This window comes from Streptomyces sp. CT34 (assembly GCF_000805335.1).
GTDB lineage: Bacteria > Actinomycetota > Actinomycetes > Streptomycetales > Streptomycetaceae > Streptomyces.
In genome coordinates, this window is the sequence record NZ_KN708638.1 from 2,564,961 (window position 1) to 2,588,610 (window position 23,650).

20 protein-coding genes, 2 tRNA genes and 2 pseudogenes are annotated in these 23,650 nt (G+C 71.8%); 14 read left to right on the forward strand and 10 right to left on the reverse strand.

All coding sequences use genetic code 11. The features are described from left to right. Positions 1 to 147 precede the first annotated feature (147 nt). The 5 genes and pseudogenes from RZ84_RS11340 to RZ84_RS11360 all read left to right on the forward strand — a co-directional run. A pseudogene (locus RZ84_RS11340) lies at positions 148 to 1,026 on the forward strand (DMT family transporter); the annotation flags it as partial. Positions 1,027 to 1,492: 466 nt separating this feature from the next. Further along, positions 1,493 to 1,693 (forward strand): annotated as a pseudogene (locus RZ84_RS11345) (Trm112 family protein); the annotation flags it as partial. A 344-nt stretch (positions 1,694 to 2,037) separates the two neighbouring features. After that, positions 2,038 to 2,877 (forward strand): FkbM family methyltransferase, encoded by an 840-nt coding sequence (locus RZ84_RS11350; RefSeq protein ID WP_043264220.1) that lies wholly within the window; start codon positions 2,038 to 2,040, stop codon positions 2,875 to 2,877. After that, on the forward strand, positions 2,861 to 3,472 hold the full coding sequence (locus RZ84_RS11355; protein ID WP_043264221.1) for a hypothetical protein: 612 nt from the start codon (positions 2,861 to 2,863) through the stop codon (positions 3,470 to 3,472). The genes RZ84_RS11350 and RZ84_RS11355 overlap by 17 nt, the downstream gene beginning before the upstream one ends. Before the next feature lie 560 nt (positions 3,473 to 4,032). Then, positions 4,033 to 5,064 (forward strand): rod shape-determining protein, encoded by a 1,032-nt coding sequence (locus tag RZ84_RS11360; protein WP_043264222.1) that lies wholly within the window; start codon positions 4,033 to 4,035, stop codon positions 5,062 to 5,064. Positions 5,065 to 5,266: 202 nt separating this feature from the next. Here RZ84_RS11360 and RZ84_RS11365 read toward each other — a convergent pair whose 3' ends face one another. Beyond that, entirely contained in the window at positions 5,267 to 5,863 is a 597-nt protein-coding gene (locus tag RZ84_RS11365; RefSeq protein ID WP_043264223.1) for a histidine phosphatase family protein, read from the reverse strand. Then, on the reverse strand, positions 5,860 to 6,261 hold the full coding sequence (trxA, locus tag RZ84_RS11370) for a thioredoxin (RefSeq protein ID WP_043264224.1): 402 nt from the start codon (positions 6,259 to 6,261) through the stop codon (positions 5,860 to 5,862). Before trxA ends, RZ84_RS11365 begins: the two co-directional genes overlap by 4 nt. A gap of 287 nt (positions 6,262 to 6,548) precedes the next feature. Here trxA and RZ84_RS11375 point away from each other — a divergent pair, with 287 nt between their 5' ends. Both RZ84_RS11375 and RZ84_RS11380 read left to right on the forward strand, forming a co-directional pair. Continuing rightward, positions 6,549 to 7,340, forward strand: coding sequence for an MBL fold metallo-hydrolase (locus RZ84_RS11375; RefSeq protein ID WP_043264225.1), 792 nt, complete (start codon positions 6,549 to 6,551; stop codon positions 7,338 to 7,340). A gap of 220 nt (positions 7,341 to 7,560) precedes the next feature. Then, positions 7,561 to 8,436, forward strand: coding sequence for a glycosyltransferase family 2 protein (locus RZ84_RS11380; protein ID WP_043264226.1), 876 nt, complete (start codon positions 7,561 to 7,563; stop codon positions 8,434 to 8,436). Between the two features lie 109 nt (positions 8,437 to 8,545). Here RZ84_RS11380 and RZ84_RS11385 read toward each other — a convergent pair whose 3' ends face one another. Next, positions 8,546 to 10,411: an NAD-dependent epimerase/dehydratase family protein gene (locus RZ84_RS11385; RefSeq protein WP_157878802.1), complete on the reverse strand. Its 1,866-nt coding sequence runs from the start codon at positions 10,409 to 10,411 to the stop codon at positions 8,546 to 8,548. Positions 10,412 to 10,591: 180 nt separating this feature from the next. On the opposite strand from RZ84_RS11385, the gene RZ84_RS11390 reads away from it, so the two are divergent. The 3 genes from RZ84_RS11390 to RZ84_RS11400 are packed head-to-tail and all read left to right on the forward strand — an operon-like array spanning position 10,592 to position 13,268. Beyond that, on the forward strand, positions 10,592 to 11,731 hold the full coding sequence (locus tag RZ84_RS11390) for an NAD-dependent epimerase/dehydratase family protein (protein ID WP_078893691.1): 1,140 nt from the start codon (positions 10,592 to 10,594) through the stop codon (positions 11,729 to 11,731). Between the two features lie 50 nt (positions 11,732 to 11,781). After that, the gene (locus tag RZ84_RS11395) at positions 11,782 to 12,276 is read left to right on the forward strand and encodes an NUDIX domain-containing protein (RefSeq protein WP_043264228.1); all 495 of its coding nucleotides are present in this window, start codon (positions 11,782 to 11,784) and stop codon (positions 12,274 to 12,276) included. Then, positions 12,273 to 13,268 (forward strand): mevalonate kinase family protein, encoded by a 996-nt coding sequence (locus RZ84_RS11400; RefSeq protein ID WP_052229883.1) that lies wholly within the window; start codon positions 12,273 to 12,275, stop codon positions 13,266 to 13,268. Before RZ84_RS11395 ends, RZ84_RS11400 begins: the two co-directional genes overlap by 4 nt. A 162-nt stretch (positions 13,269 to 13,430) precedes the next feature. Here the strand turns inward: RZ84_RS11400 and RZ84_RS11405 are convergent, their stop codons facing one another. The 4 genes from RZ84_RS11405 to RZ84_RS11420 form a co-directional block, all read right to left on the reverse strand. After that, complete coding sequence (locus tag RZ84_RS11405) at positions 13,431 to 14,543, reverse strand: radical SAM protein (RefSeq protein ID WP_043264230.1); 1,113 nt, start codon at positions 14,541 to 14,543, stop codon at positions 13,431 to 13,433. An 87-nt stretch (positions 14,544 to 14,630) separates the two neighbouring features. After that, complete coding sequence (locus tag RZ84_RS11410; RefSeq protein ID WP_043264231.1) at positions 14,631 to 15,521, reverse strand: ABC transporter permease subunit; 891 nt, start codon at positions 15,519 to 15,521, stop codon at positions 14,631 to 14,633. Beyond that, positions 15,518 to 16,447 carry a carbohydrate ABC transporter permease gene (locus tag RZ84_RS11415; RefSeq protein WP_052229884.1) on the reverse strand — a complete coding sequence of 310 codons (930 nt, stop codon included), beginning with the start codon at positions 16,445 to 16,447 and terminating at the stop codon, positions 15,518 to 15,520. The genes RZ84_RS11410 and RZ84_RS11415 overlap by 4 nt, the downstream gene beginning before the upstream one ends. Before the next feature lie 5 nt (positions 16,448 to 16,452). Next, positions 16,453 to 17,736: an extracellular solute-binding protein gene (locus RZ84_RS11420; protein WP_043264232.1), complete on the reverse strand. Its 1,284-nt coding sequence runs from the start codon at positions 17,734 to 17,736 to the stop codon at positions 16,453 to 16,455. A gap of 297 nt (positions 17,737 to 18,033) precedes the next feature. Here RZ84_RS11420 and RZ84_RS11425 point away from each other — a divergent pair, with 297 nt between their 5' ends. After that, positions 18,034 to 19,197, forward strand: a complete 1,164-nt coding sequence (locus tag RZ84_RS11425) for a serine/threonine protein kinase (RefSeq protein ID WP_078893692.1) — start codon at positions 18,034 to 18,036, stop codon at positions 19,195 to 19,197. A 5-nt stretch (positions 19,198 to 19,202) separates the two neighbouring features. Next, on the forward strand, positions 19,203 to 19,937 hold the full coding sequence (locus tag RZ84_RS11430) for an HAD family hydrolase (RefSeq protein ID WP_052229885.1): 735 nt from the start codon (positions 19,203 to 19,205) through the stop codon (positions 19,935 to 19,937). On the opposite strand, the gene RZ84_RS11435 is transcribed toward RZ84_RS11430, so the two are convergent. Continuing rightward, a complete protein-coding gene (locus RZ84_RS11435) occupies positions 19,921 to 21,348 on the reverse strand; it encodes a N,N-dimethylformamidase beta subunit family domain-containing protein (RefSeq protein WP_052229886.1) in 1,428 nt (475 codons plus the stop codon). The two genes, RZ84_RS11430 and RZ84_RS11435, sit on opposite strands and share 17 nt — an antisense overlap. Before the next feature lie 125 nt (positions 21,349 to 21,473). Here RZ84_RS11435 and RZ84_RS11440 point away from each other — a divergent pair, with 125 nt between their 5' ends. Together RZ84_RS11440 and RZ84_RS11445 are read left to right on the forward strand one after the other, a co-directional pair. After that, entirely contained in the window at positions 21,474 to 22,334 is an 861-nt protein-coding gene (locus RZ84_RS11440) for a class I SAM-dependent methyltransferase (protein ID WP_043264233.1), read from the forward strand. Beyond that, entirely contained in the window at positions 22,331 to 23,095 is a 765-nt protein-coding gene (locus tag RZ84_RS11445; RefSeq protein ID WP_043264234.1) for a GNAT family protein, read from the forward strand. The genes RZ84_RS11440 and RZ84_RS11445 overlap by 4 nt, the downstream gene beginning before the upstream one ends. Positions 23,096 to 23,322: 227 nt before the next feature. Here the strand turns inward: RZ84_RS11445 and RZ84_RS11450 are convergent. Beyond that, positions 23,323 to 23,396, reverse strand: a tRNA-Ile gene (locus RZ84_RS11450). Positions 23,397 to 23,576: 180 nt separating this feature from the next. After that, positions 23,577 to 23,649: transfer RNA gene (locus RZ84_RS11455), tRNA-Asn, on the reverse strand. Between the last annotated feature and the right edge of the window lies 1 nt (position 23,650).

Consider the following 23,650-nt stretch of genomic DNA (forward strand, 5'->3'; position numbering starts at 1 on the left):
AGCCCCCAACAGCAAAAGCCGATTCACGAAGAGCCCGCTAGCCGAGCCAGCAGGCCGGAGGGCACGGCGCGCGGCCAACTGCCGGGCCGGCGAGCCGAAGAGAAGGCCGAAGAGAGAAGTGAAGGCCGAAGAGAAGGGAGTACAGCGATGCTCTGGTGGGGCGTGGCATCCGCGCTGCTCGCCAACGTCCTGTACAGCACGGGCTTCGTGTTGGAGAAGCGCGCCCTGTCCGGGCTGCCCGCGCTCAGCACCCACCGTCCCGCCCTGGTCGTCCGCCACCTCCTCAGCAGCCCGCTGTGGATCGTCGGCTCACTCGCCCTCGCCGCCGGTTTCGCCGCCCAACTCGCCGTCTACCGCACCCTCCCCATAGCCGCCGCACAGGGCATCTTCGTCTCGGGCCTGGTCCTCCTGCTGCTCCTGTCCTCGGTCGTGCTGGGCGAGCGGACCAGCGGCCGGGAGCGGCAGAGCATCGTGGCGATCCTCGTCGCGCTGGTGATGGTCGTCGCGTCCTTACAGGGCCACGACGCCCAGGCCATCGCCCGTACCGCACCGCCCGCGACACTGCTCGCCATAGCCGTGCCGTCGCTCGGCGCGGGGCTGTTGCTGTACCGCTCCGCCGAGCGCCGGGCACGGCGCCGCCACCGCCTGCCGACCACGGGCGTCCCGTACGGGGTGGCGGTCGGGCTGCTCTACGGGGTCAGCTCGCTCGCCATCAAGGGTGTGTCCGGGCTGCTCGGCGCCCACGACATCCCTGCCGCGGTCGGGGCGCTCTTCCGGTCGCCGTATCCGTATCTGCTCCTCTTCACCGGAGCCACGGGGCTGGTTCTGTCGCAGACGGCCCTGCAGCGCTGCCGGGCCTCGGTCATCGTCCCCGTCTGCTCCACCGTGACCTGCGTCTTCACCGTTGCCTGCGGCACGGTCACCTTCGGCGAGCCGCTGCCCGCCAACCCCGTACGGCTGGCATTGCGGCTGGGCGGCACCGTCGTGGCGTTGTCCGTCCTCCTGGCGCTGCCCCGTCACGACAGCCACGACCGTTGCGAAAGCCACCACCGTCACGAAAGCCATGACCATCACGAAAGCCATGACCGTCACGCCAGTCACGACTACCACGACATTCATGGCAGTCACGCGAGTCGCGGCAGCCAGGGCAGTCACACGAGTCGCGGGGGCCGGGGCAGTCACGAGAGTCACGGGAGCCAGGGCAGTCATCACGTCGGTGCCTCGGCGGGGCAGGGCGGCGACATGTCGACGAGTCTGAGCAGCGACGTCTCGACGGGGCGCGACGCCGGCACGTCGACCACTTCTGCCGCCCCACCGGGCGACTTTGCCGCCCCGCCCACCGCCGCTGCCGCGCCGCGCGCCTCGCCCGCGTGCCCGCGCCGTTCGGCCTCCTCCCCGTGCGCCTCGGACGCACCGGGGGTCGGCGGGCGGTCGTACGAGGCGACATCCCGCCACACCGCACAGTCCGCCGCCAAGTCAACGGAGTTGAGCCATGAAGCGCGATGACCCACTGCTGAGGATTCTTGCCTGCCCGATCGACAAGGGGCCGCTCTGCCTGCTCGCGTCGGATGACGCCCTCTACAACCCGCGGCTGCGGCGCCGTTACCCGATCCTCGACGGCATCCCGCAACTCCTGCCGTCTTCGGGCATGCAGGTCACCGATGAAGAACATGAGCGCGTGCTGCGGCAGATCGCGGAGGAGGATGCCGACGACGGGGAAGGTACCGGCAAGGGGGCGAGCGTCGGTTCGGGGGAGGACGCCGGTGACGGGGAGGGCAGCAGCTTGGGCGAGCGGAGCGCGGCTTATGGGGGTGACGCGGGCTCCGGAGGGGGCGTGGACTGCGAGGGGGGCGTGGGCTCCGATGGGGAAGCTGGGGCTCGTGCCGGCAATGAGTCCTCTGGTGACCCCGCCGGCCCTGATCACGCCCATACCCGCACCCACACCCATACCCGTACCCACGCCATATTGCCGGGGGCCTCCCCTGAGGCCGGGGCCTCTGCTGGGGCCTGCGGCTCTGTGGACTCGGAGGCGGCGTCGTGACGTTGGCGGCGTGGTTGGGGCCGCGGTTGCCGGGGCGGTGGGTGGCTGCGGTGGCGGCCGGGCTCTATCCGCGGTTCGAACCCGAGCTGGGGCGGCTCGCGGACTTCTGTCCGGCGGGCGGGACGGCCGTGGACGTCGGCGGGTGGTACGGCCCGTGGACCCGGCGCCTGGCGCGGCGCGCGGACCACGTCGTCACCATCGAGCCGGTCCCCCACCTGGCCCGGTTGATCGCCTCCGTCACGCCGTGCCATGTCGACGTGGTCTCCGCGGCGGCCACGGATCGCACCGGTTGCGCCACGCTCTGGCTGCCCCCGGACGGCCGTGGCGACCGCGGGGTCTCCTCGCTCGTACGCCGTGAGGTGCACACCACGGCCCTGGACGTCCCCTGCCTGCCCCTGGACGCGCTGAAGTTGTCGGCGGTCACCCTCATCAAGATCGATGTGGACGGCGGCGAACTGGCGGTCCTGCGCGGTGCGGCGCACACCATCGAGCGTGAACTACCCGCACTGTTCGTCGAGTTGGAGACCCGGATTCAGCCGCTCGCGCCCGTACTGGAGTGGACGGCCGCGCGCGGGTATCGCGGCTGGGTCCTGCCGCGTGACCGCTGGCTGCCGCTGGCCGACTTCGATCTGTCCGCCCATCAGTCCCGCACCTCCCATGTCGCCGAACACGGCCTGCTGAGGCGCTCCCTCGCCCCGCACCGCCGCTATGTCAATTCCGTGCTCTTCCTCCCCGACGGCGCCCGCCCCGGATCCGCCGCCTCCGCGCCGGCCGCCGCCTCCACCGCCTCCACGGCGTCCGTCCGCGACCATGTCCATCATGAACCCCGCCACTGACAACGACCCGCCCGCCGGCTCCGGCGCCCCCTCCGACCTGCCGGGCCCCCTCGCCTTCCAGCTCGTACTGCTGCGCCGGATGGCCGACCACCAGCCCGGTCTCGTCGAGGACGCACTCCGCGAACTGGGGGTCTCCCGGGCCGAGATGCGGGAGGCCAACCGTCGCTGGCAGGCCCGGATGCACGCCCCGCGGGCGCGGGCCGGCGTCCGGCCGTACCGTGCGCTGCTCGGTACCCCCGAGACCGTCACCGGCCGCCGCATCGGCGATCTGACCTGCGAGGCGCTGACCTGGCCGGTACCCCTCTGGCCGGATCTGCGGTTCGAGGTCCTCGCCGCCCCGGGTGGCGCCGTGTGGAACGCATGGCTCGTACGGGCGCCCGGCGCAGCCGCCCCCGTGCTGCGTACGACGGCGGACCTCACTCCGTGGTCGTGCACGGTCGACGAGGTCGCCCGCGCCTTCGCGCCGGCCCGCCCCATGGAGGGCAGCGCCCCCAACCGCTGGCAGCTGGCCTGCTCCGCCCCCGGTCCGGACGGGGAACGGCACGAGATCGTCACGGAGTTCGCCTGGGGGCTGTACCAGCGGAGGGTGGATTGAGCAGAGGGTGGATTGAGGAGAGTGGGCTGACGGGGAGTGGGCTTACGGAGAGAGGACTGATGGAGCGGCCGATGTGGACGTGAGCGATTGACGCGCCATCGATGCGCGGGGGCCGGTGCGGACGCCTGTGCGGATGCCGGCGCTCACGCCGGTGTGGACGGCTCTGTCGTGGTGGTGACGTACCGTCAGGCAGCGAGCCCACCGGGGTGCAGCCGCAGACCGTGGACCGTGGACCGTGGACCAGTGAGCCGGTACGTCGGCGATGCGGTAACTCGGTGCAGTAGCTCGGTGAGTCATGGGGCCCATCCCCCTTGCTCTTTTCCTCCCCTTCCCCCCGGCCCCTTCCCCGGTCCTCTCTCCGCCCCGCCACGGCTCCGTCGCCTTCCCCCTTCACCCCTTCGCCGCGCCGTTCCCGCCCCCGTCCCCCGAGCGGACGCGCTCGACGAGCGGGGTGGGAATCGGGCCCGGAGGATGGCGCACGAGCGCTCCCGTGCGGGCGCTCGCGTCCAGTACCGGCCCACCGGGGACGGCCAGACCGGCCCATCGGGGAGGAATCCACCATGACCATCTGCCTCGCCCAGCTGCGGCGCTGCTCGGCCGCCGTCGACCTCGGTGCCGCCCGGACCAGGGTGTACGTCAAGAACCAGGGGCTGGTCGTCGACGAACCGACGGTCGCCGCGGTCAACACCCGTACCGGCTCGCTACTGGCCGTCGGCGCCCAGGCCGAGGTGATGGACGGCCGCACCCCCGATTACATCCGCGTCGTCCGGCCGGTCTCCAACGGGACGGTGGTGGACATCGACATGGCGCAGCGGCTGCTGCGGCACCTGGTGGGCGACAAGCTGCGCAAGACGTGGCGGCGCCGGCCGAGCATGCGGGCCGCGGTCTGCCTGCCGTACGGCAGTGAGCCGCTGGCCCAGCGGGCGGCGGTGGAGACCCTCACCGGGCTGGGTGCGCGGCGGGTCGAACTGGTCGACACGCTGGTCGCCGCCGCCGTCGGCTGCGGGCTGCCGGTGGAGCAGCCGGAGGCGACGATGATCGTGGTGTGCGGCGCGGGCACCACCCAGGTCGCGGTGCTCTCCCTCGGCTCCATCGTGGCCGCCGAGACCGTCCCCGTGGGCGGCAATGCCATCGATCACGCGGTCATCCAGCATCTGCGGCTGCACCACGAGCTGATGCTGCCCGGCCAGTCGGTGCGCCCGCTGCATCTGATGTTCGCCGGGGAAGGCGAGCTGACGCCGGGCACCACCGAGGTGCACGGGCGGGATGTGGTGAGCGGACTGGCGCGCTCGGTGCATGTCGACACCGAGCGGGTACGGCGCGCGATCATCACGCCGCTGACCGCGATCCTCGACGGTATCGGGGCGGTGCTGCGGCGCTGCCCGCCGGACCTCGTGGCCGACCTCGGGGAGCGCGGCATCATGCTGGCGGGCGGCAGCGCGCTGATCCCGGGCCTGGAGCCGATGATCCACGAGGCGACGACGATGCCGGTGCATATCGCGGACCGGCCCGGCACCTGCGCGGTCCAGGGACTGGGCGCCATGATCGAGGGCAAGGTGCAGCCCCTGCACCTCGATCCGATGGCTCCGTAGCGTCGTGGCCCCATGGCGCGGAAGGTCCGCGGGGCTCCGTAGGTCCGTAGCGCCGTAAAGCGGTAGGTCCGCGGCTCCGTGGCCCCGTAGAGCCGCGGGTTCGTGGCCCTGTGGCTCCGTCAGAGGCTCCGTCGTAGGGAGCCCGACGGGCCGTCTGTCCGAGCCGGGCGGGCGGCGGGCGGCGGGTCGGCGGGCGTCCCGGTCACAGGCTCCGGGCGTTCCAGGCGATCACCGCGGGGCGGTCGTGTTCGGTGCCCAGGACGCCGACCGCGCCGGTGCCGAACGTGAACAGTCCGCCCGCCGCGGCCGGCAGGCCGAGGCGGCGGGCGGGCAGGACGCGCAGGAAGTGCGCATGCGCCACCAGGGCCACATCGCCCTCTTCGGTGTCCAGATGGGGTGCGATGCGGGCCAGTACGCGGTCGGCGCGCGCACCCACCTCCTCGGGTGTCTCCCCCGGGTGGCCGGCGGGGCCGGCGGCGACGCCGTCGGTGAACAGGTACCAGCCGGGTCTGCTGCGGTGGATCTCGGCGGTGGTGATGCCCTCGTCGCCGCCGTAGTCCCATTCCCGCAGGTCGTCGAGGATCTGCGGCGACGGGAGTCCGGCGAGTTCGGCGGTGCGCAGCGCGCGGGCCATCGGACTGGCGTAGACGTGCCCGATCTTCCGGCCGGACAGCACCGGCCGCAGCGCGCGGGCCTGCTCCTCACCGTCGGCGGTGAGCGGGAGGTCGGTCCAGCTGGTGTGCCGGCCGTCCCGGCTCCACTCGGTCTCGCCGTGCCGGATCAGCAGCAGCTCGCTCACTCGGCCTGCGCCTGCTCTCCCTGCTGGGCCGCCTCCTGGGCCTGGGCTTCGGCGACCGACGCCCGGACCTCGTCCATGTCGAGTCCGCGGGCCTGGCCGATGACGTCCTCCAGGGCGGATTCCGGCAGCGCGCCGGGCTGGGCGAACACCGCGATGTTGTCCCGGACGATCATCAGGGTCGGGATGGACTGGATCTCGAAGGCGGCGGCCAGCTCGGGCTCCGCTTCGGTGTTGACCTTGGCGAAGACCAGGTCGTCGTGCTTCTCGGACGACTTCTCGAAGATCGGACCGAACCGCTTGCAGGGCCCGCACCACTCGGCCCAGAAGTCGATCAGGACGAAACCGTTTCCGGAGACGATCTCGTCGAAGTTGTCCTTGGTGAGCTCCACGGTGCTCATACGCGCTTCCCTGCTTCCGGTCTGCTGACGATGTCCGGGTCGGTGTCCCGTTGGTCCGGTCGGTGTCCGGTATCCGTAACGGGGTCACCCCGCACCGTATTCCGTACACCGGACCGTCCGGCTCCCCTGCCCACCCCAGCCGCTCCTAGACATCCCGCCCCCGGAGAATCGCCCTGCCGCCGTGTGGTGTGTCGCACGGCGCCCTGAGAGCAGCGCACGCCCCACCCGGGTGCGGCCCCGGGCCCTACGATGGACAGGGGGCCTGCCCGGAAGGAGGCGGCGGCCCAATGGAGACGCGCGTCGATGAGATCGCCGACGGCATCTACCGGATCTCCACCTATGTTCCCGAGGTGGCCGCACCGGCGGGGTTCACGTTCAACCAGTTCCTCATCGACGCGGAGCAGCCGCTGCTCTTCCATACGGGCATGCGGCAGCTGTTCCCGCTGGTCTCGGAGGCCGTGGGCCGGGTCGTACCGCTGGACCAGCTGCGCTGGCTGGCCTTCGGGCATGTGGAGGCCGACGAGTGCGGGGCGATGAACGAGTTCCTGGCGGCGGCCCCGCATGCCGAGGTGGCGCACGGTCTCCAGGGGTGTCTGGTCTCGCTCAACGATCTGGCCGACCGGCCGCCGCGCCCGATGGCGCACGGTGAAACGCTTGACCTGGGCGGCAAGGAGGTGCTGCGGCGCCGGGTGATGCACCTCAACACCCCGCATGTGCCGCACAATTGGGAGGCGCGGGTGCTGTTCGAGGAGACCACCGGCACGCTGCTGTGCGGGGATCTCTTCACCCACCTCGGCGACGGCCCGCCGATCACCGACCACGACCTGGTCGGGCCCGCGCTCGACGCGGAGGAGCTGTTCCGTCAGACGTCGTGCCTGACGGCGGCGGTGGCGACGATGCGGTCGCTGGCCCAACTGTCGCCGAGGACGCTGGCCGTGATGCACGGGTCGTCGTACTACGGGGACGGTGCCGCGGCGCTGCGCGAGCTGGCCGACGGCTTCGAGGACCGGTTCAGTCCGGAGATCTCCTTCGCCGGCCGGCCGAGCGCCCTCGCCGGCCAGGACGCCCCGCAGGGATGACCACGACGACCGCGGGGATGACGGCAGGGGCATCGCAGGGCCGACCCGGCGGGACGGCCCGACAGGACGGCCCGACAGGACAGCCTGGCGGGACAGCATGGCGGGACAGCGCGGTGGGACGGCACGGTGGGGATGTCGTCGGGCCTGCGTCGTGGCGCTCAGCGGTCCGTGACGGCGGTTAGCATCGCTGGAGAGACCGCCAAGGACGGAGTGTTCATCTGTGCGTCATCTGCGCGTAGGCGTCGCCATCTTGACCATGGGAAACCGCCCCGCCGAACTCCAGGAGCTGCTGGATTCGGTGGCCAAGCAGGACCTCCCGGCGACGCACATCGTGGTCGTCGGCAACGGCTCGCCGCTGCCCTCGCTGCCCGATGGCGTGACCGGCCTGTCGCTGAGCGAGAACCTGGGGGTCTCCGGTGGCCGGAACGTCGCCCTGGACGAGCTGCGCAAGCTCGGCGAACTGGACGTGGTGGTCGACCTGGACGACGACGGGCTGCTGATCGGCCCGGACGTCTTCAGCCGGCTCGCGGAACTGTACGAGCAGGACCCGCAGTTGGGCATCGTGAGCTTCCGCATCGCCGATGAGCGGGGCCGCACCCAGCGCCGCCACGTCCCCCGGCTGCGGGTCGGCGACCCACAGCGCGGCGGCCTGGTCACCACCTTCCTCGGCGGCGGGCACGCACTGTCGGTGCCGATGCTGGACCGGATCGGCGGCTGGCCGGACGAGTTCTTCTACGCCCATGAGGAAACCGACCTGGCCTGGCGGGCGCTGGACGACGGCTGGCGCATCCGCTACGCGCCGGAGATCGTGCTCCAGCACCCGTACACCTCGCCCACCCGGCACGCGGTCTACCACCGGATGGTGGCCCGGAACCGCGTCTGGCTGGCGAAGCGCCATCTGCCGGCGGTGCTGGTGCCGGTGTATCTGGGCGTCTGGGCGGCGCTGACCGCGGTCCGCAGCCGCTCGGCGGCGGGCCTGCGGGCCTGGGCCGCCGGGTTCGCGGAGGGGGTGCGGACCCCCTGCGGACGGCGGCGGCCGATGCGCTGGCGCACGGTGTGGCGGATGACGCGGCTGGGCCGGCCGCCGGTCATCTAGGCCCCGTCGTCGCACTCCCGTCGTGGCACTCCCGTCGTCGAACTCCCGTCGTCCGCCCGGAGCGATCCGTCATCCGCCCGGGTCGTCATCGTTCGCCCAAGGCCATCCGTCATATGTCCAGGGCGAGATGGATGTCCTCGTAGGCCAGCCACTGGGCGTGGGTGTGCAGCCCGTAGGTGAGCTCCGTGGCGGGTTTCCAGCCGGGCGGGGCGGGGGGCCATGGCGCCTCCTCGGTACGGCGCGGGGGTGTGGCGGGCGGTGTCGGCGGCGCCTCGTTGATCGGTACGGGGCGGACCGCCGTTTGTACCGCAGCGGCCAGTTCGGCCGCGGTGACCGGGGCGCCGGCCAGCCCGGTCGTCCCGTCCGGCGGGGCCGTGGTGAGCATCGCGGACAGCGCGGCGACCAGATCGCTGACGTGCAGGGGGCGCAGGGGTGCGGCCGGGTCCTCGACGGTCAGTGGGTGGCTGCGCAGCGCGTCCCGGACGAGGCGGCCGATCCGCGTGTCGTGCGGGCAGCCGGGGCCGTACAGATCCCCCACGCGGACCGTTACGTCCCTGAACTGCCCTGATGCGGTGGGGTACTTGAGAGTGAGGGAAGACAGGGAAGGGGGAGAGGTGCCTCGGCCGGCGGAGGTGGCACCCGTGCCGGCGGCGGCGCCGGTGGCCGGAACCGGTGGGTGCGGGGCCAGGCCCGTCAGGTCGAGCAGCGCGTCGTACGGGCGGCCGGCGGGACGGCCGGGGGTGGTGGGCTCTTCGGGGACGGTGCGGCGGTCCAGGGGGGTGACCTGGTGTCCGGCGTCGGACAGGCCCCGTACGAGGTGTTCCGTGAGCGGGGTGGTGGGGCCGAGCACACCGACCCGCAGGGGGGCTTCGGTCCGGGGGCGGGCCGGGCGGGTCCGCAGCCGGTTTGCCGTCTCGCGGCCCGCCTCGATGCCGGCGAGGGTGATCTGGGACAGTTCCGCGCGCAGTTCGGCGATGCGCTCCTCGGGCTGGGCGTGACTGATGCCTCCGGGGCCCACGGTGGCCAGCGCCTCGGCGAGGACGGCGGGGTCGGGGGCAGGGGCGGTGCCGTCGTCGGGCGCGGTGGTGCGGAGGCCGTCCCGCTGCTGGACGAGACCCATCGTGAAGGCCGTCAGCCAGGTCCCGGTGGCCGCGGCGGGGCCGCTCGCTTCGGCCATCTGCACGATGGCCGGTTGCGGCCTTCCGGGGCGTAGGCCACAGCCCTCCAGGTATTGCTCGCAGGTGAGATGGAGCCAGTGGCCGGGATCGTCACCGGGAGCACCGGCGCGTACCGCGCACTGCGCGACGCCGTGTTTGAAGAACGGGAGAACCCGCGGTCCGCTCAGCCGGATGTCTTCGCGACCGGGAATGTCCGAGGGCAGAAAACAGACCGAACGGCGCGGTCCGCGAAAGGCGTTGCCGGAGATGCTGCCGTGGTCCTCGTGTTCGGCGAGGCTGGGTACCGAAACGTATGCCGGGATTCGGTGCGCGCGTAGGTAGCGGTTCATCAGGATGTCGTCGGGCGAGCTGTCAAGATGGCGTCGGCCGAACGTCACGAATCCGGCGGCGACTTCCCTGGGCAGAATGATGGCGACACACGGAAAGTACTCGTTGACGGCGGTCACCCAGCGCGCTCCGGTCAGTGCGCCGAATCGCACCGCGGCGCCGTTTCTGGAGTCCCAGAGAGCGAATAGCGCGAGGGCCGCGTCCGGCATCTCTTCGACCGCCATCCGGGCGCGCGCGAAGAAGGTATCGGAGAGGATCATGTCGTCCTGGACGACGAGTTGATGAGTGGCGCCGTCGTCGATCGCCGACCAGGCGCACAGCGCGGTCCGCAATACGGATGGTTTCCCGGCCGGGTCGGGGTCCATGACGACCCGTAATCCGCCCGGTGGGGCGGCCTGCGCCAGGCGTTCCGCTGCCGCGCGGCGTTTCGGGTGGGTCATCACGGCACCGCTCAGCCGATATCGCGTCATCGATTTCCTCCGGCGCTTTTCGCCGTGCCGGGCAATCCGGCACAGGTGGATCCGGACAGTACGGCGGTCGCCGGGAGCGCCGCAAGACTGCCGAAATGGCGCTCTGGTAGGGGCATTCGGTGACCGACATGCTGACCGCTGGCCCAGGTCGGGCGGTCTCGTGCACAGGGAGAGGGGTCCATGTCGGCGACGGCGAACGGCACTGGCGACAACACCGGTGGCATCGGTATCGGTATCGGCACCGGTAACGGCGTGGGAAGTGCGGCGTGCGGTGATCCGGGGGAATCGGTGGCGGCCCGGCTGGAGAAACTGCGGGACGCCCGTGTGGTGGTGACCGGTGGCGCCGGATTGGTGGGCAGCCGGCTGGCCCGGCTATTACGCCGGGCGGATGCCGAGGTGACGGTACTGGACCGGCTGGACGCCTATCCCGAATCGGCGCACACCTCGTTGTTCGGGGTGGACGGTCTCGGGGCGAAGTTGGTGGTCGGGGATATCTGCGACCGCGAAGCGGTGCGTACGGTGCTCGCCGGCGCCGACTATGTGGTGCACGCCGCGGCGTACGCGGATGTGGCCGCGTGCACCCGGCGGCCCGATATCGCCTTCCGGGCCAATGTGCAGGGCACCCAGGTGGTGCTGGAGGAGGCCGCGGCCTCCACGGTGCGGCGACTGGTGCTGGTGTCCTCGGCGGCGGTGTACGGGGACGGCGATCCGTCCGTACGGGGGCCGCAGGTGTTCCGCGAGGACCAGCGGCTGCTCCCGGTGTCGGTGTACGCCAACTCCAAGCTCTGGGCCGAGCACCAGACGCGGCTGCTGCTGAGCGGCCCGGACACCCCGGAGTACGCGGTGCTGCGCTACTTCTCCGTGTACGGCGATCCGCAGATCCCCAAACCCGGCAGCCATTCGTGGATGGTGGCCTGGCTGTCCATGCAGGCGCGGCTGGGCCGCCCGATGCGGCTCAACGGGGGCGGGACGCAGGTGCGGGACCTGGTGCACGTCGAGGATGTCGCGGCGGCCACCGCGCTGGCCCTGATCGAGGAGCGGATGGCCGGGGAGACGGTCAACGTCGGTACCGGTGTGCCGACTTCGGTGCGCGAGGTGGGTGAGCTGATCGCGCCGCACTTCCCGGCGTCGCGGTTCATCACCACGCCCATGCCGGAGGGCGATCCGCTGGGGGGCTGTGCGGCGACCGAGCGCGCGTGTGAACTGCTGCGCTGGCAGCCGCGGATCGACGTCCGGGCGGGTGTGGAGCGCTATGTGCGGTGGCTGTCCACGACACCCCATGCGGTGCCGGGGTGGCTGGCCGCCGGGCCGGCCGCATGACAGCCTGCCGCCGGGAAGACGGACAAGGCATCACGAAAGGTGACGTACAGGTGAGTTATGTCGGCTCGTATCTCTGGTCCCTGCGGCAGAAGGTGGGCAGCCGGCCGCTGCTCGTCCCGGGCGCGCAGGTCCTGCTGCTGGACGGGGCCGGCCGGGGGCTGTTCCAGCGGCGCGCCGACAACGGCGTGTGGGAGCTGCCGGCCGGGGCGTGCGAGGAGGGCAGCGACTTCAGGGGGACGGCCGTGCGGGAGCTGGCGGAGGAGACCGGTCTGCGGGTGGCGCCGGCGGATCTGGAGGCCTTCGGCTCGCTGTCCGACCCCGGGGTGCACACCCTGACGTACCCCAACGGGGATGTCACCCATTGCTTCGCGCTGTGTTTCTGGGCCCGCCGGTGGTCGGGGGAGCTGTCCCCGGGCCGGGACGAGGTGACCGGTGCGCAGTTCCGGGCGCTCGCGGATCCGCCGCGACCGCTGCATCCGCCCACCGCCGTGGTCCTGGAGATGTTCCGGGAGTTCGGCTCGACCGGAAAGTTCCAGGCCCGATGACGACGAGGCGAGCGGTGCGGGCGGGTGGTGCGGCGGTGCCGTGCCGGGCGTGCCTGTCCGGGGAGGATCTGGACTGGATGGGCGGCCGGTCGGTCAGTCTGGCGCTGGATCTGACCACGTCGGTGGCGTTACGGGCGCCCGGTGCCCGACCGCCGGGCGGGGCCGCTTCCGGTGCCGGGGCGGGGAGTTGGGCCGAGGAGGTGTGGGCGTTCCTGCGCCGCCGGCTGCCCGGAGCGGGGGCGCGCCCGCCGGCTGTGACGGTGCGCAGCGACGTGCCGGCGGCGAGCGGCCTGTCGTCGTCGACGGCGCTGATCGTGGCGCTGTTCCGGGCGTTCGCCGAGGTGGCGGCGCCGGGTGCGGCGCTGTCCGCGCGGACGCTGGCCCAGTGGGCGTACGAGTTCGAGTTCGGGTACTTCAACGGCGGCGGGATGGATCATCTCGCGGTGATCGCGGGCGGTCTGCTGCTGCTCGACGGGCGGACCAGCGGTCTGCCGGAGATCGTGGGCCGGGTGGACTTCCCGGCGGACTGGGCGGTGGTGGTGCTCGACTCGGCCACCAGGAAGGACACCGGCGACCATATCCGTTCGGTGCGGGCGCGGCTCGCGGCCGGGGACGCCCGGCTCGCGGCGTACCGGGAGCGTTGCGACGCGGCGTCCGTGGCCGTCTGGGAGGCGGTGCGGCGCCGTGATCCGGCGGCGCTGGGCGGTGCGATGGGCGAGGCGCACGCCGCGATGCGCGATCTCCAGGGCATGTCCACGCCGCTGCTGGAGGAGTTGCGGGAGGTGGCGCTGCGCCGTGCCGGCCTGCCGCTGAAGCTGAGCGGGGCCGGTGGGGGCGGGGCGCTGGTGGGAGTCTGCCCGGCCGCCGACGCGGCGGAGGTGGCGGCCCGGTTGCGGCGGGCGCTGGGCGCGGGGCATCCGCGGGCGCGGGTGATCGTGACCCGGGCGGCGGCGGGCCTGGCGCCGGAGCTGGCGGCGGCGCCGGCCCCGTAGGGCGCGGCAGGTCCCCGGGCCGTCCGGTGCGCGGGGTCCGGGGAGCCGGCGGTCCCGGAGGACCGCCGGCCTGCCAACTGCCCGGGGAGGTACGCGAGTCGAAGGGGCCCACTGGATGAGCGAGCCCGCTGGATGAGCGGGCCCGCTGGATGAGCGGGCCCGCTAGATGAACGGGTCCTCCTCGCTCCCGGGCTCCGGTACGGCCATGGTCCCCGCCGCCGTCCCGGACCTGATCCTGTCGAGTTCGAGGTTGGAGCGGTGGCGGGCGCAGTGGAAGCGGCAGTCGCGGCTCGGGTCGACGATGCCGCGGTCCGAGGTGCGCCAGATGTCCGCCAGGCTGTCGGTCACCGCGTCGCCGATGCGGGCCCCGGCGTTGCCCCGGTGGTACGAGCAGACGTAGACGCCCGACGGCGTCACAAGGGTGCGCAGTTCGGCGACCCGGCAGCGGTGGTAGTCCTTCTCCTGGACGGGCCCCACCCGGTTCCGCAGGGACGTCAGGGTGGAGGAGTCGACGATCTCGAAGCCGTCGCCGGTCCACTGCCGTGCCCGGTCGAGCTGCTCCTCCACGGAGGCGAGGATGCCGTCCGGCACCTGGACGACGTGGTGCCCGTCGTCGAACATCGCCTTGGTCTCGAAGTAGTCGCACCCGATGTCGTGGGCGAGTTCGGCGGCCCGTAAGACCTCGTTGTGGTTGCCGACGACGGTGCCGTCCGGCTCCTGGCGGGTCATGACGAGGAACGAGTAGCCGAGGGCGCCCGCTTTGGCCTCGGCGAGCAGCCGCATGTTGCCGATGACCTTGTCGAAGACGCTGCGGCCCTTGCGGTCGGGCCGGAAGAGCCGGTAGGTGTCGCTGGTGCCGGCGTCGACGGAGACCCGTACCCATGAGGCGTAGGCGGCCAGTTCGGCGAGGTTCTGCCGGATCAGGGTGCCGTTGGTGACCACGCCGATGGCGATGCCGGCCTCGCCGAGGACCCGCAGCACGGTGCGGGTGCCGCGGTGGGCGAGCGGTTCGCCGCCCCCGATGAGGACCACCGCCCGGACCTTCATCTCCACCAGTTCCCCGGCCAGTTCGGCGAGCCGTTCGGGGGTGAAGCGCCCCTGGTTGAGCAGCTTTCCGCTGATGCATTCCGGGCAGGCCAGATCGCAGAAGGTCGTCGGGTCCAGGTCCACGACCAGGGGGCCGCCGGAGGGTCCTCCGGAGGCGGCTTCGAGGATCCGCGGCCAGCCGGTCGGCTGGTAGAGCTTGGACACCAGGTCGAGACGGTCGAACGTCACGTGTTCTCCTGCAAGGTCGGGTACGTGCGGAGGGTCCGTCCACCGGGGCGGCGGTGCACCGGTGAGCGCGTACGGCGAACGTCCGGGTCATCCCTTGACCGCGCCGGTCGCCGGTCCCGCGGCGATCCGGCGCTGGACGAGCGCGAAGAAGACCGCCACGGGGAGTGCGGTGAGCGTGGCGCCGGCCATCAGTCCGCCGTAGTCGGTGCCGAAGCCGGTCTGGAAGGACACCAGCCAGATGCTGAGGGGCTGCTTGTCGTTGCTGGACAGCAGGACATAGGCGAAGACGTACTCGTTCCACGCCTGGACCAGGGCGTAGAGGGAGGTGGCCACCAGCCCCGGTGCGAGCAGCGGCAGGACGACCCGGCGGAAGGCGCCCAGCCGGGTGCAGCCGTCGGTCATCGCGGCCTCCTCCAGCTCGACCGGCACGGCGGCGGTGAAGCCGCGCAGCAGCCAGACCGTGAAGGGGAGCACGAAGGCGAGGTAGGTGAGGATCACCCCGGGCAGGCTGTCGGTCAGTCCGGCGTCGCTGAGCAGCAGATACAGCGGAATGATCAGTCCGGCCGACGGAATCAGCTGGACTCCCAGGATCACCATGACCACGGCTTTGCGCCCGGCGAACGCAAAGCGGGCCAGGGCGAATGCGGCGAGCGTGCCGATCAGCAGGGAGACGGCGACGGTGCCGGCGCCGATGAGGACGCTGGCCCGCACATTGGCCCAGAAAGTCGGGGTGGCGAGGGCCCGGCGGAAGTGTTCCAGGGTGAGCCGGGCCGGCCAGAATCGCGGCGGACTGGCGTGGATCTCGTCGGCCGGCCGGAATGCGGTGAGCAGCATCCAGTAGATCGGGAAGGCCATCAGCGCGCTGAAGACCAGGCCCAGCGCATTCAGTGCGGGTCGCCGTTTTCCGCGGTGCCGGGAGTTCGGGCGTTCCCGGTTCGGTGAAACGCCCCGATTCCCGGTGCCGGGTGCTGTGTTCACTCGGTCTCCCCCAGGTGGACGAGCTGGCGGATGTGGACGACTGCGCCGCCCAGCAGCATGAGGACGGTGAGGACGGCGATGGCCGCGCCCGCGCTGTAGCGGTTGACGGCGAAGGACTCGGTGAACGAATAGACCCCGAGCAGGTAGTAGTCCTTCTCGGGCTGGCCGCCGCGCATCAGCCAGATCTGGTTGAACACCCCGAAATCCCAGATCGCGCAGAGCGAGGTGACCAGCACGGCGGTGGGTTTGACCGCCGGGAAGGTGACATGGCGGAACAGGCGGAATCCGCGGGCGCCGTCGACGCGTGCCGCCTCCTCCCATTCCGCGGGGATCTGGAGGAGGGCGGCGTGCAGCGTGATGGCGGCGAACGGCACGGTGCCCCAGACGACGACACCGGTGATCACGGCGAATCCCTGCCAGGGGTTCTCGAACCAGTTGTGCTTGCCGAAGTCCAGTCCGGGCAGCAGTCCCAGCAGCCAGTTGACGACGCCGTCGTCGGCGTCCGTCAGCCAGCGGAAGACGGACGCCGCGACCATGACGGGCATGGCCCAGACGGCGACCAGCACCCCGGTCATGGCCGTCCGCACCCAGCGCGCCACCCGCCGCATCAGCAGCGCCACCGGCATCGACAGCACCACGGTCGCCGTCACGCAGACCACCGTGAACAGCACGGTGCGGCCGAGGACCGCCCAGAAGAACCCGTCGGAGAGGATCGACCGGTAGTGCGCGAGCCCGGCCCAGGGTGGCGCGGCCCCGGAGAAGAGCTCGCGGCGGGTCATGTCCTGGAAGGACAGCAGCACCAGGTCGGCGAGCGGGTAGCCGAGGACGGCGGCGAGGGCGAGCACGGTCGGCGCGATCAGCAGGTAGGGCAGCACCCGCCGCCGGGCGGTGCGCCGGGCGCGCGGCTGCGGCTCCGCGGTCCCCACGGCCGTCAGTTCTCGTTGATCACGGCGTCGATCCGGCGGTCCGCGGCCCGCGCCGCGTCCGCCACCGACCGCTTCCCGGTCGCGATGTCCTGGAGCGTCTCCTGGAGGACCTGGGACTTCTCCACGGCTGTCCACCCCGGCGCCAGGGGGGTCAGCCAGCCGCGCCCGGCGGCCCGCGCGGCCGGGCCGTTGCTGCCGCCGGCGGCCACCTCCCGCAGCTGGGCGGTGTTGTTGGGCAGGGTGTCGGCGGCGATCAGCCGGCGCTGCGAGGTGCGGTCGGTCAGCAGCCGGATCCAGTCCTGGGCGAGGCTCCGGTGCGCGGACCTGGCGGGGACGGCCAGGGTGGAGCCGCCCAGGAACGGCGGCAGCAGTCCGCCCGAGGGGCCCGGGAAGGCGAACGTGGCGAATTTTCCGCGCAGTTGCGGACTGCCGCCGGACCTGCTGTCCGTCGCGGCCCTGGCCTCCCAGGTGTTGCCGTAGAACATGCCGGCCCGGCCCTGCCCGACCACCGCCGGCTCGTCGCCGTTGTCCTTGGACCGGTCGCCCACGTAGTACGCGTCGAGCAGGTCCTTCCAGGCGGAAAGGCCCTTGACGGACGCCGCGGAGGACAGCGCGCCGTGCCAGCGGCCGTCCCTGCGCACCGCGATCTCGCCGCCCGCGTCCTTGACGAAGGCCATCGCGGCGTACCAGTAGCGGCCCGGCATGTAGAACGCGGAGAAATTCCGGTCGGCGGCGCCGAACTTCCGCTTCAGCCTGTCGAGATCCGCCCGTAACTCCGGATAGCTGCGCGGCGCCCGGTCCACGCCGACCCGGTGGAGGAGATCGGTGCGGTAGATACCGACCCGAGGTCCCGCGTAATACGGCACGCAGTACGTCTTTCCGTCGTTGCGGCAGGCGTCGCGGAGTGCTCCGAGCCATTCCCCGGAATGATCGAACCCGGCCGGATCGACCGGTGCGAACGCCCCGTTGACGATGTAGTTGGTGGTTTCGCTGTTGCCCATCTCGACGACATCGGGGACCTGCCGCCCGGCCAGTGCCGCGTCGAGTTTCTGGTTCTTGCTCGTCCACTGCTGGTACTGCACCGTGACGTGGACGGTGGGATGGATACGGCGGAACCGGTCGTTCACGTGCGAGACCAGATCCGGCCAGCTCTCCTGGGCGTCGACGGTGAGCCACACCGTCAGATCCCCCGAGCGGTCCGCCGCCACCGGCCCGCCGCAGCCGGCCACCGGCCCCAGCACCGCAACCGCCCCCAGGGCCACCGCTGAACGGGAGACACGCCCCACCATGATCTCCTCCCTCGGGGTTGTCGAAACCGGCGTGCTATCTACCCCACGTATCCCGCGCGTTACCCCGGGGAGTCTTTCCGGCCAGAAATTCCGCCGCCTCCGAATGCCCGGCCGGGGAATACGGGAACGTCGGTACGGCAGGCCGGACCACATTCCGGTCCGCATTCACCACAGCAAATACGGCGGTGATTTGACGCAAAAACCGTGGTGCGCCGGAGAGCCGCTCTTGACGCTGCCGCCCCCGCTGCCTCACTTTTGCACGGGTGTCCCCCACGTCCCCTATCGAAGGGTTTGCACGTGACTGAGTACGGCACGGCGGCCGCAGATCCGGCCACCCGGCCCCTGAAGGTCAACTCCTGGAACGGCTGGGACCCCCTGCGGCATGTCGTCGTCGGACGCGCCGACAACACGGTCGTACAGGCCCCCGAACCGGCCGTGCAGCGGGACTTCCCCGACGACGGCTACCCGCTGGGCACCTACGGCCCGATGCCGGCCGACATGACCGCCGAGGCCAACGAACAGCTGGACAACTTCGCCGAGTTGCTGCGCCGCCGCGGCATCCGCGTCGACCGCCCCACTCCCCTCGACTTCAACCGGCAGGTCGGCACGCCCGACTGGACGCAGGAGACGATGTCCGGCTGCATGCCGCCGCGCGACCTGCTGCTGACCGTCGGCAGCGAGATCCTCGAAGCGACCATGTCGTACCGCAGCCGCTGGTTCGAGTACCTCTGCTACCGGCCCATCCTCCAGCGCCTCTTCGACGCCGACGAGAACATGCGCTGGGAGGCGGCGCCCAAGCCCCGGCTGACCGACGCCTCCTACAAGCCCGGATTCTGGGACACCTACCACACCCTCGGCACCGAGGAGCAGCTGGCCCGGGTACGCGACTACGACCTCGCGCTGACCGAGGCCGAGCCGCTGTTCGACGCGGCCGACATCGCGCGCTTCGGCAAGGACCTGTTCGTCCAGCTGTCGTTCGTCACCAACCGCAGCGGATACCGGTGGCTCAAGCGGCACTTCTCCGACTTCCGGGTGCACGCGGTGACCTCCACCAACACCCACCCGCTGCACATCGACGCCACCTGGGTGCCGCTCCGCCCCGGCCTGGTGCTGCACTGCGGTGAGCGGCTGGCGGACGCCGAGCTGATGGAGTTCTTCCGCCGCAACGACTGGGAGATCATCGAGGCGGTGCAGCCGGCCAGTTGGGAGCACCAGCCGCGGCTGTCGTACTGCAGCCCGTGGCTCGCCGGCAACATGCTCAACCTCGACCCGAACACCCTGTGCATCGAGGAGAAGGAGGTCCCGCTGGCCGACCAGCTCTCCTCGTACGGCTTCGAGATCGTGCCGGTGCCGTTCCGCGCGGTCGGCCCGTTCGGCGGCGGACTGCACTGCGCGACCGTCGACATCGAACGGGACGGGACGCTGGAGGACTACTTCCCGCACCGCTACGGACGGTACTGACGCCGGTGCCGGACGACCGCGGGGACATCGCCGGGAGCGGCATCCGGGCCGTGATCCTCGACTTCTACGGCACCCTGGTGCGGCTGGTCGAACCGCTGCCGCCCAGCCACCGGTCGCTGTTCGCACGCCGGGGCCTGACCGAGGCCGCCGGGAAATGGGGCGACCAGTGGGCGGTCGGGCCCCGGGACGGCGAGCAGCACGCCGCCCACTCCGTCAGCGAACAGGCGTACCGCGCCTGGGAGGTGGACCGGCTGCGGCGCCGGGCGCGGGAGTGCGGCGTCCCGGAGCCGGCGGCCGGCGAACTCGCCGTGGAGCTCGACCGGGCGATGAAGGACCTCCGGCTGGCGCTCTTCGACGACGTACCGGACGCGCTGGCCGGGCTGCGCGCCCGGGGCCTGCACGTGGCGGTCTGCTCCAACTGGTACTGGGACCTGGACCGCGCCATCGAGGACGTCGGCCTGGCCGGGCTGGTGGACACCGCGGTCACCTCGGCCCGCGCCGGCGCCCGCAAACCGCATCCGCTGATCTACCGGACGGTGCTGGAGCGGTGTCGGGTTCCCGCGGGGCAGGCGCTGTTCGTCGGGGACATGTGGGAGCCGGACGTCGCGGGACCGCTGGCCTGCGGGATGCGGGCCGCGCATCTGTGGCGGGCCGACCGGGCCGTCGGGGGGACGGCCCCGCCGCTGCCGGACGGGGCCGTGCGGATCTCCTCGCTGGCCGCGCTCAGCACTCTGGTGTAGCCGGGCCGGCCAGCCGGTCCAGCACGTTCCGGGTCACCCGGACGACGCCGGGGTCCAGTTCCCGGCCGCAGACCACCGGCCAGTCGGTGGTGCCGGCCGTGAACACCGTGCCCCCGGCGGTGTAGAGCCCCATCGTGGCGGCGCGCGGGCCGGTGATCGCCGGCTCGCGCGCCGGGCAGTTCCAGTGCCCCCATTTCAGGTGGTGAAAGTCGTCGTGCACCGGATCCAGGAGGTAGATCCCCAGGATGAGGAAGGACTCCGGAGTGCCGTCCGCCCCGGTGGCGCGGGCCACGCCGGCCGCGTCCGTCGCGAAGGCCGCGCCGTCGCACTCGTAGCCGATCAGCGCGGTCCCGGCGCCCAGGGCGTCCGGGGTGCCGCCGTCCGTGCCGTCCCGCAGGCCGGTCCCCTCGTAGACCCAGTGGTCGGCGTGCTGGACCCGGTACCCCTCGCGGGGCCGGTCGCCGGGCCAGTCCCCCGGCCACATCCCGCCGTTGCGGAAGCTGACACCGGTGAGCGCGTTCTCCGGCTCCCCGACCCCGTCCGGCGGCGCCGGCCACCACAGGTCGGTCGCCGGGAGATGCGGGTACTCGGTGCCCACGTGGTGGTCGGTGTCCGAGACGAACGCGCTGTTGCCGTCCACCGGATGCACCCGCCACCAGCAGGTGTTGGCACTGAAGAACGCCACGTTGCCGCCCCCGCGCACGAACTCGGCGACCCGGTCGCGCATCGCCGCGCTCCAGTACTCGTCGTGCCCGACGCTCAGCAGCAGCCGGTACGGGGAGAGCAGCCCCGGCTCCTCGTGGAGGTCGAGGTCGGTGCAGTACTCGACCTGGTAGCCGCTGCGTTCCAGCCAGGCGATGAACGGCGCGTCCCAGTAGGCGAGGTCGTTGACGCCGCCGGGCCGGTGCAGGCTGAGCTGATGGCCGCGGGGCCGGTCGGCGCCGCCCTCCTGGTAGACGGGGTGCTCGTAGAGGCTGGCGGACCGCTGTGCGTCGGCGCGGTCCCCGCAGTTGTAGGCGTGCCGGGTGTAGGTCGACTTCTTGTAGAGGATGCGGGCCCCACCGGCACCGGGATGCCGCGGCCGGACGACGAAGAACTCCCGGCCGAAACCCGCGATCCCCGCGTCGTCCAGCAGCGGAACGTCCCGGTCCCGGCGCTCCTCCCCCGCCGCGCTCCGCTCCTCCTCGACGAAGTGGGCGAGATAGATCCCCGGCGGCCAGTCGCCGGGAATGCGGTGGTCGTACGGTGGCCAGTCCCAGTCCACGGCCGGCGAGGCATGCTCCGGGACACCGTCCGGATGCGGCGGCGCGGCGGCCGGGACGCCCGGATACGGGCCGGTCTCCGCCATGAAGGCGAGTTCCCGTCCCAGCCGGTGGAAACGGACCCGGAATTCCCGGGCATCCGTCGACACATGAAACCTGAGACGCCGTCCGACTATCACACTCTCACGATCCATATATCCCTCGATCACCCGCGCCATGCTAGGTGCGGAACCGGTCCGCAACAACGAAAATTCCGGCCAACGAAAGGCAGCCAATGTGCAGTGAATTCCGGGTAAGGGAACTGGTACTGGGCATTGAGGGACTGGCCCTGCTACGGCATGCGATGGACGCCGACGAGGAATTCCTCGCGGCCCGCCTGGCGGAAATCCGCGCCTTCGCCGACGACAGCACTACCGACCTCCCCGACCGCCGGAAGCCGGTCAGCGAACTCGGCGCCGCGGACGGCTACGCGTCCTGGTCCACCCGCTACGACTCGCTGCCGAGCGCCTTCATCGAGGTCGAGGAGCCGATCCTGCACGGCCTGCTGGACCGCGGCCCGGTCGGCACCGCCCTGGACGCGGCCTGCGGCACCGGCCGCCAGACCGCCGCCCTGACCGCCCGCGGCTACCGCACCATCGGCGTCGACCAGTCACCCGAAATGCTCGCGCACGCCCGCCGGAAAGCACCCGGCGCGGAATTCCGCGAGGGCCGTCTGGAAAAACTCCCGCTGGCCGACAACAGCGTCGACCTCGCCGTCTGTTCCCTCGCCCTGACCCATCTCCCGGACCTCTGCGCCGGAATCGGCGAACTGGCCCGGGTGGTCCGCCCCGGCGGCCGGGTCATCGTCTCCGACCTGCACCCGTTCGTCGTCTCCCTCCAGGGCCAGTGTCTTTTCGTCCACGACACCGGCCGGCTGGCATTCGTGCGCAACCACCGTCACCTCCACGGCAGTTATCTCTCCGCTTTCTCCGCCGCCGGACTGACCGTCCGGGAATGCCACGAACCGGTCTTCAACGGGCGGCTGGCACCGGGCGGTTACGAGGAATACATCGCCGACGCCGCCCGCGCCGCCTGGGAGGGAATCCCCCTGGTCGTCATCTGGGCCGCCGAAAAGACCGGAGCGAGCGCCGCATGACACCCGCCTTCGTGCACCACTCCGAGCGCCCCGAACTCTGGGACCGCATCAGCAGCGATTTCGCCGGTATCGTCCCCGAATACAACCTGCACGGCGATATCAACGCCGGCTTCTGGCACCGCCTCTTCAGCGACTTCGCCGACCACCAGTTCCTGCTCCACGACCCGGACACCGACACCGTCCTCGGCGCCGGCCGCACCCTCCCGCGCACCTGGGACGGCACCCCCGAGGGCCTCGGCACCGGCCTCGACGCGTCCATCGAGGCGGCGTTCCGCGAGCACGACGCGGGGGCCGCCCCGGACGTGCTGTGCGCCCTCGGCATCGAGATCCCGCGCGCCCACCAGGGCAAGGGCCACGCCACCCGTCTCCTCGGGCACATGGCCGACATGGCCCGCGCCGCCGGCCTCTCCCATGTCATCGTCCCGGTCCGCCCCACCTGGAAGGACCGCTACCCCCTCGTCCCCATCGAGCGCTACGCGTCCTGGACCCGCCCCGACGGCGCCCCCTTCGACCCCTGGATCCGCACCCAGGTGCGCCAGGGCGGCACCATCGCCGCCGCCGTGGCGCAGTCCTCCCGCATCACCGGCACGGTCGCCGAATGGGAGTCCTGGACCGGCATGGCCTTCCCCGACGACGGCGCCTACGTCTTCCCCGGCGGCCTGGACACCCTCCACATCGACCACGCCCGCGACCGGGGCGCGTACTGGGAACCCTGCGTCTGGATCACCCACGACGTCCGCAAACCCGCCCCCGCCCCTTGACCTCTGTCCCCGGCAGCAGCCCCCGCCGGCAGGACCCCGTGGACCGCGGACCGGGAGGCCGCGCCGCCGCCCCGGAAGCGACACCACGGGGCCGGACGACGAGCCGGACGACGATCCACAGGACGAACCGCAGGACGAACCGCAGGAAAAGGGCCCTCGCGCTTCCGCGAGGGCCCTTCCGCCGTGCTCTCACCTGGTCTGATCGTTTCTGCGTTACCAGGCTGCGGTGGGGCGGGTGGGACTCGAACCCACGGCCGACGGATTATGAGTCCGCTGCTCTAACCGGCTGAGCTACCGCCCCCTCACGGCGCGTCGCGCACATTTGTGCGCGCCGTCTGCCGCAGCATAGCCGCTCATACGATCTGCTGCCCGTGCGGGCTGCCGTCGGGCGACCTTGCCTGCCCAAAAGGACTTCGATCACCGGTCGTTCGGTTCCCGGGCACAAGAAAAAGGACCCCGCGCGGGGTCCTCGTTCTTTCTGCTCCCCCGACTGGACTCGAACCAGTAACCCTCCGGTTAACAGCCGAATGCTCTGCCAATTGAGCTACAGGGGAC

Coding starts and splice junctions, on each gene's coding strand:
- RZ84_RS11355 (WP_043264221.1), top strand. CDS start 2,861: ATGAACCCCGCCACTGACAACGACCCGCCCGCCGGCTCCGGCGCCCCC.
- RZ84_RS11360 (WP_043264222.1), top strand. CDS start 4,033: ATGACCATCTGCCTCGCCCAGCTGCGGCGCTGCTCGGCCGCCGTCGAC.
- trxA (WP_043264224.1), bottom strand. CDS start 6,261: ATGAGCACCGTGGAGCTCACCAAGGACAACTTCGACGAGATCGTCTCC.
- RZ84_RS11375 (WP_043264225.1), top strand. CDS start 6,549: ATGGAGACGCGCGTCGATGAGATCGCCGACGGCATCTACCGGATCTCC.
- RZ84_RS11385 (WP_157878802.1), bottom strand. CDS start 10,411: ATGACGCGATATCGGCTGAGCGGTGCCGTGATGACCCACCCGAAACGC.
- RZ84_RS11390 (WP_078893691.1), top strand. CDS start 10,592: ATGTCGGCGACGGCGAACGGCACTGGCGACAACACCGGTGGCATCGGT.
- RZ84_RS11400 (WP_052229883.1), top strand. CDS start 12,273: ATGACGACGAGGCGAGCGGTGCGGGCGGGTGGTGCGGCGGTGCCGTGC.
- RZ84_RS11420 (WP_043264232.1), bottom strand. CDS start 17,736: ATGGTGGGGCGTGTCTCCCGTTCAGCGGTGGCCCTGGGGGCGGTTGCG.
- RZ84_RS11440 (WP_043264233.1), top strand. CDS start 21,474: ATGTGCAGTGAATTCCGGGTAAGGGAACTGGTACTGGGCATTGAGGGA.
- RZ84_RS11445 (WP_043264234.1), top strand. CDS start 22,331: ATGACACCCGCCTTCGTGCACCACTCCGAGCGCCCCGAACTCTGGGAC.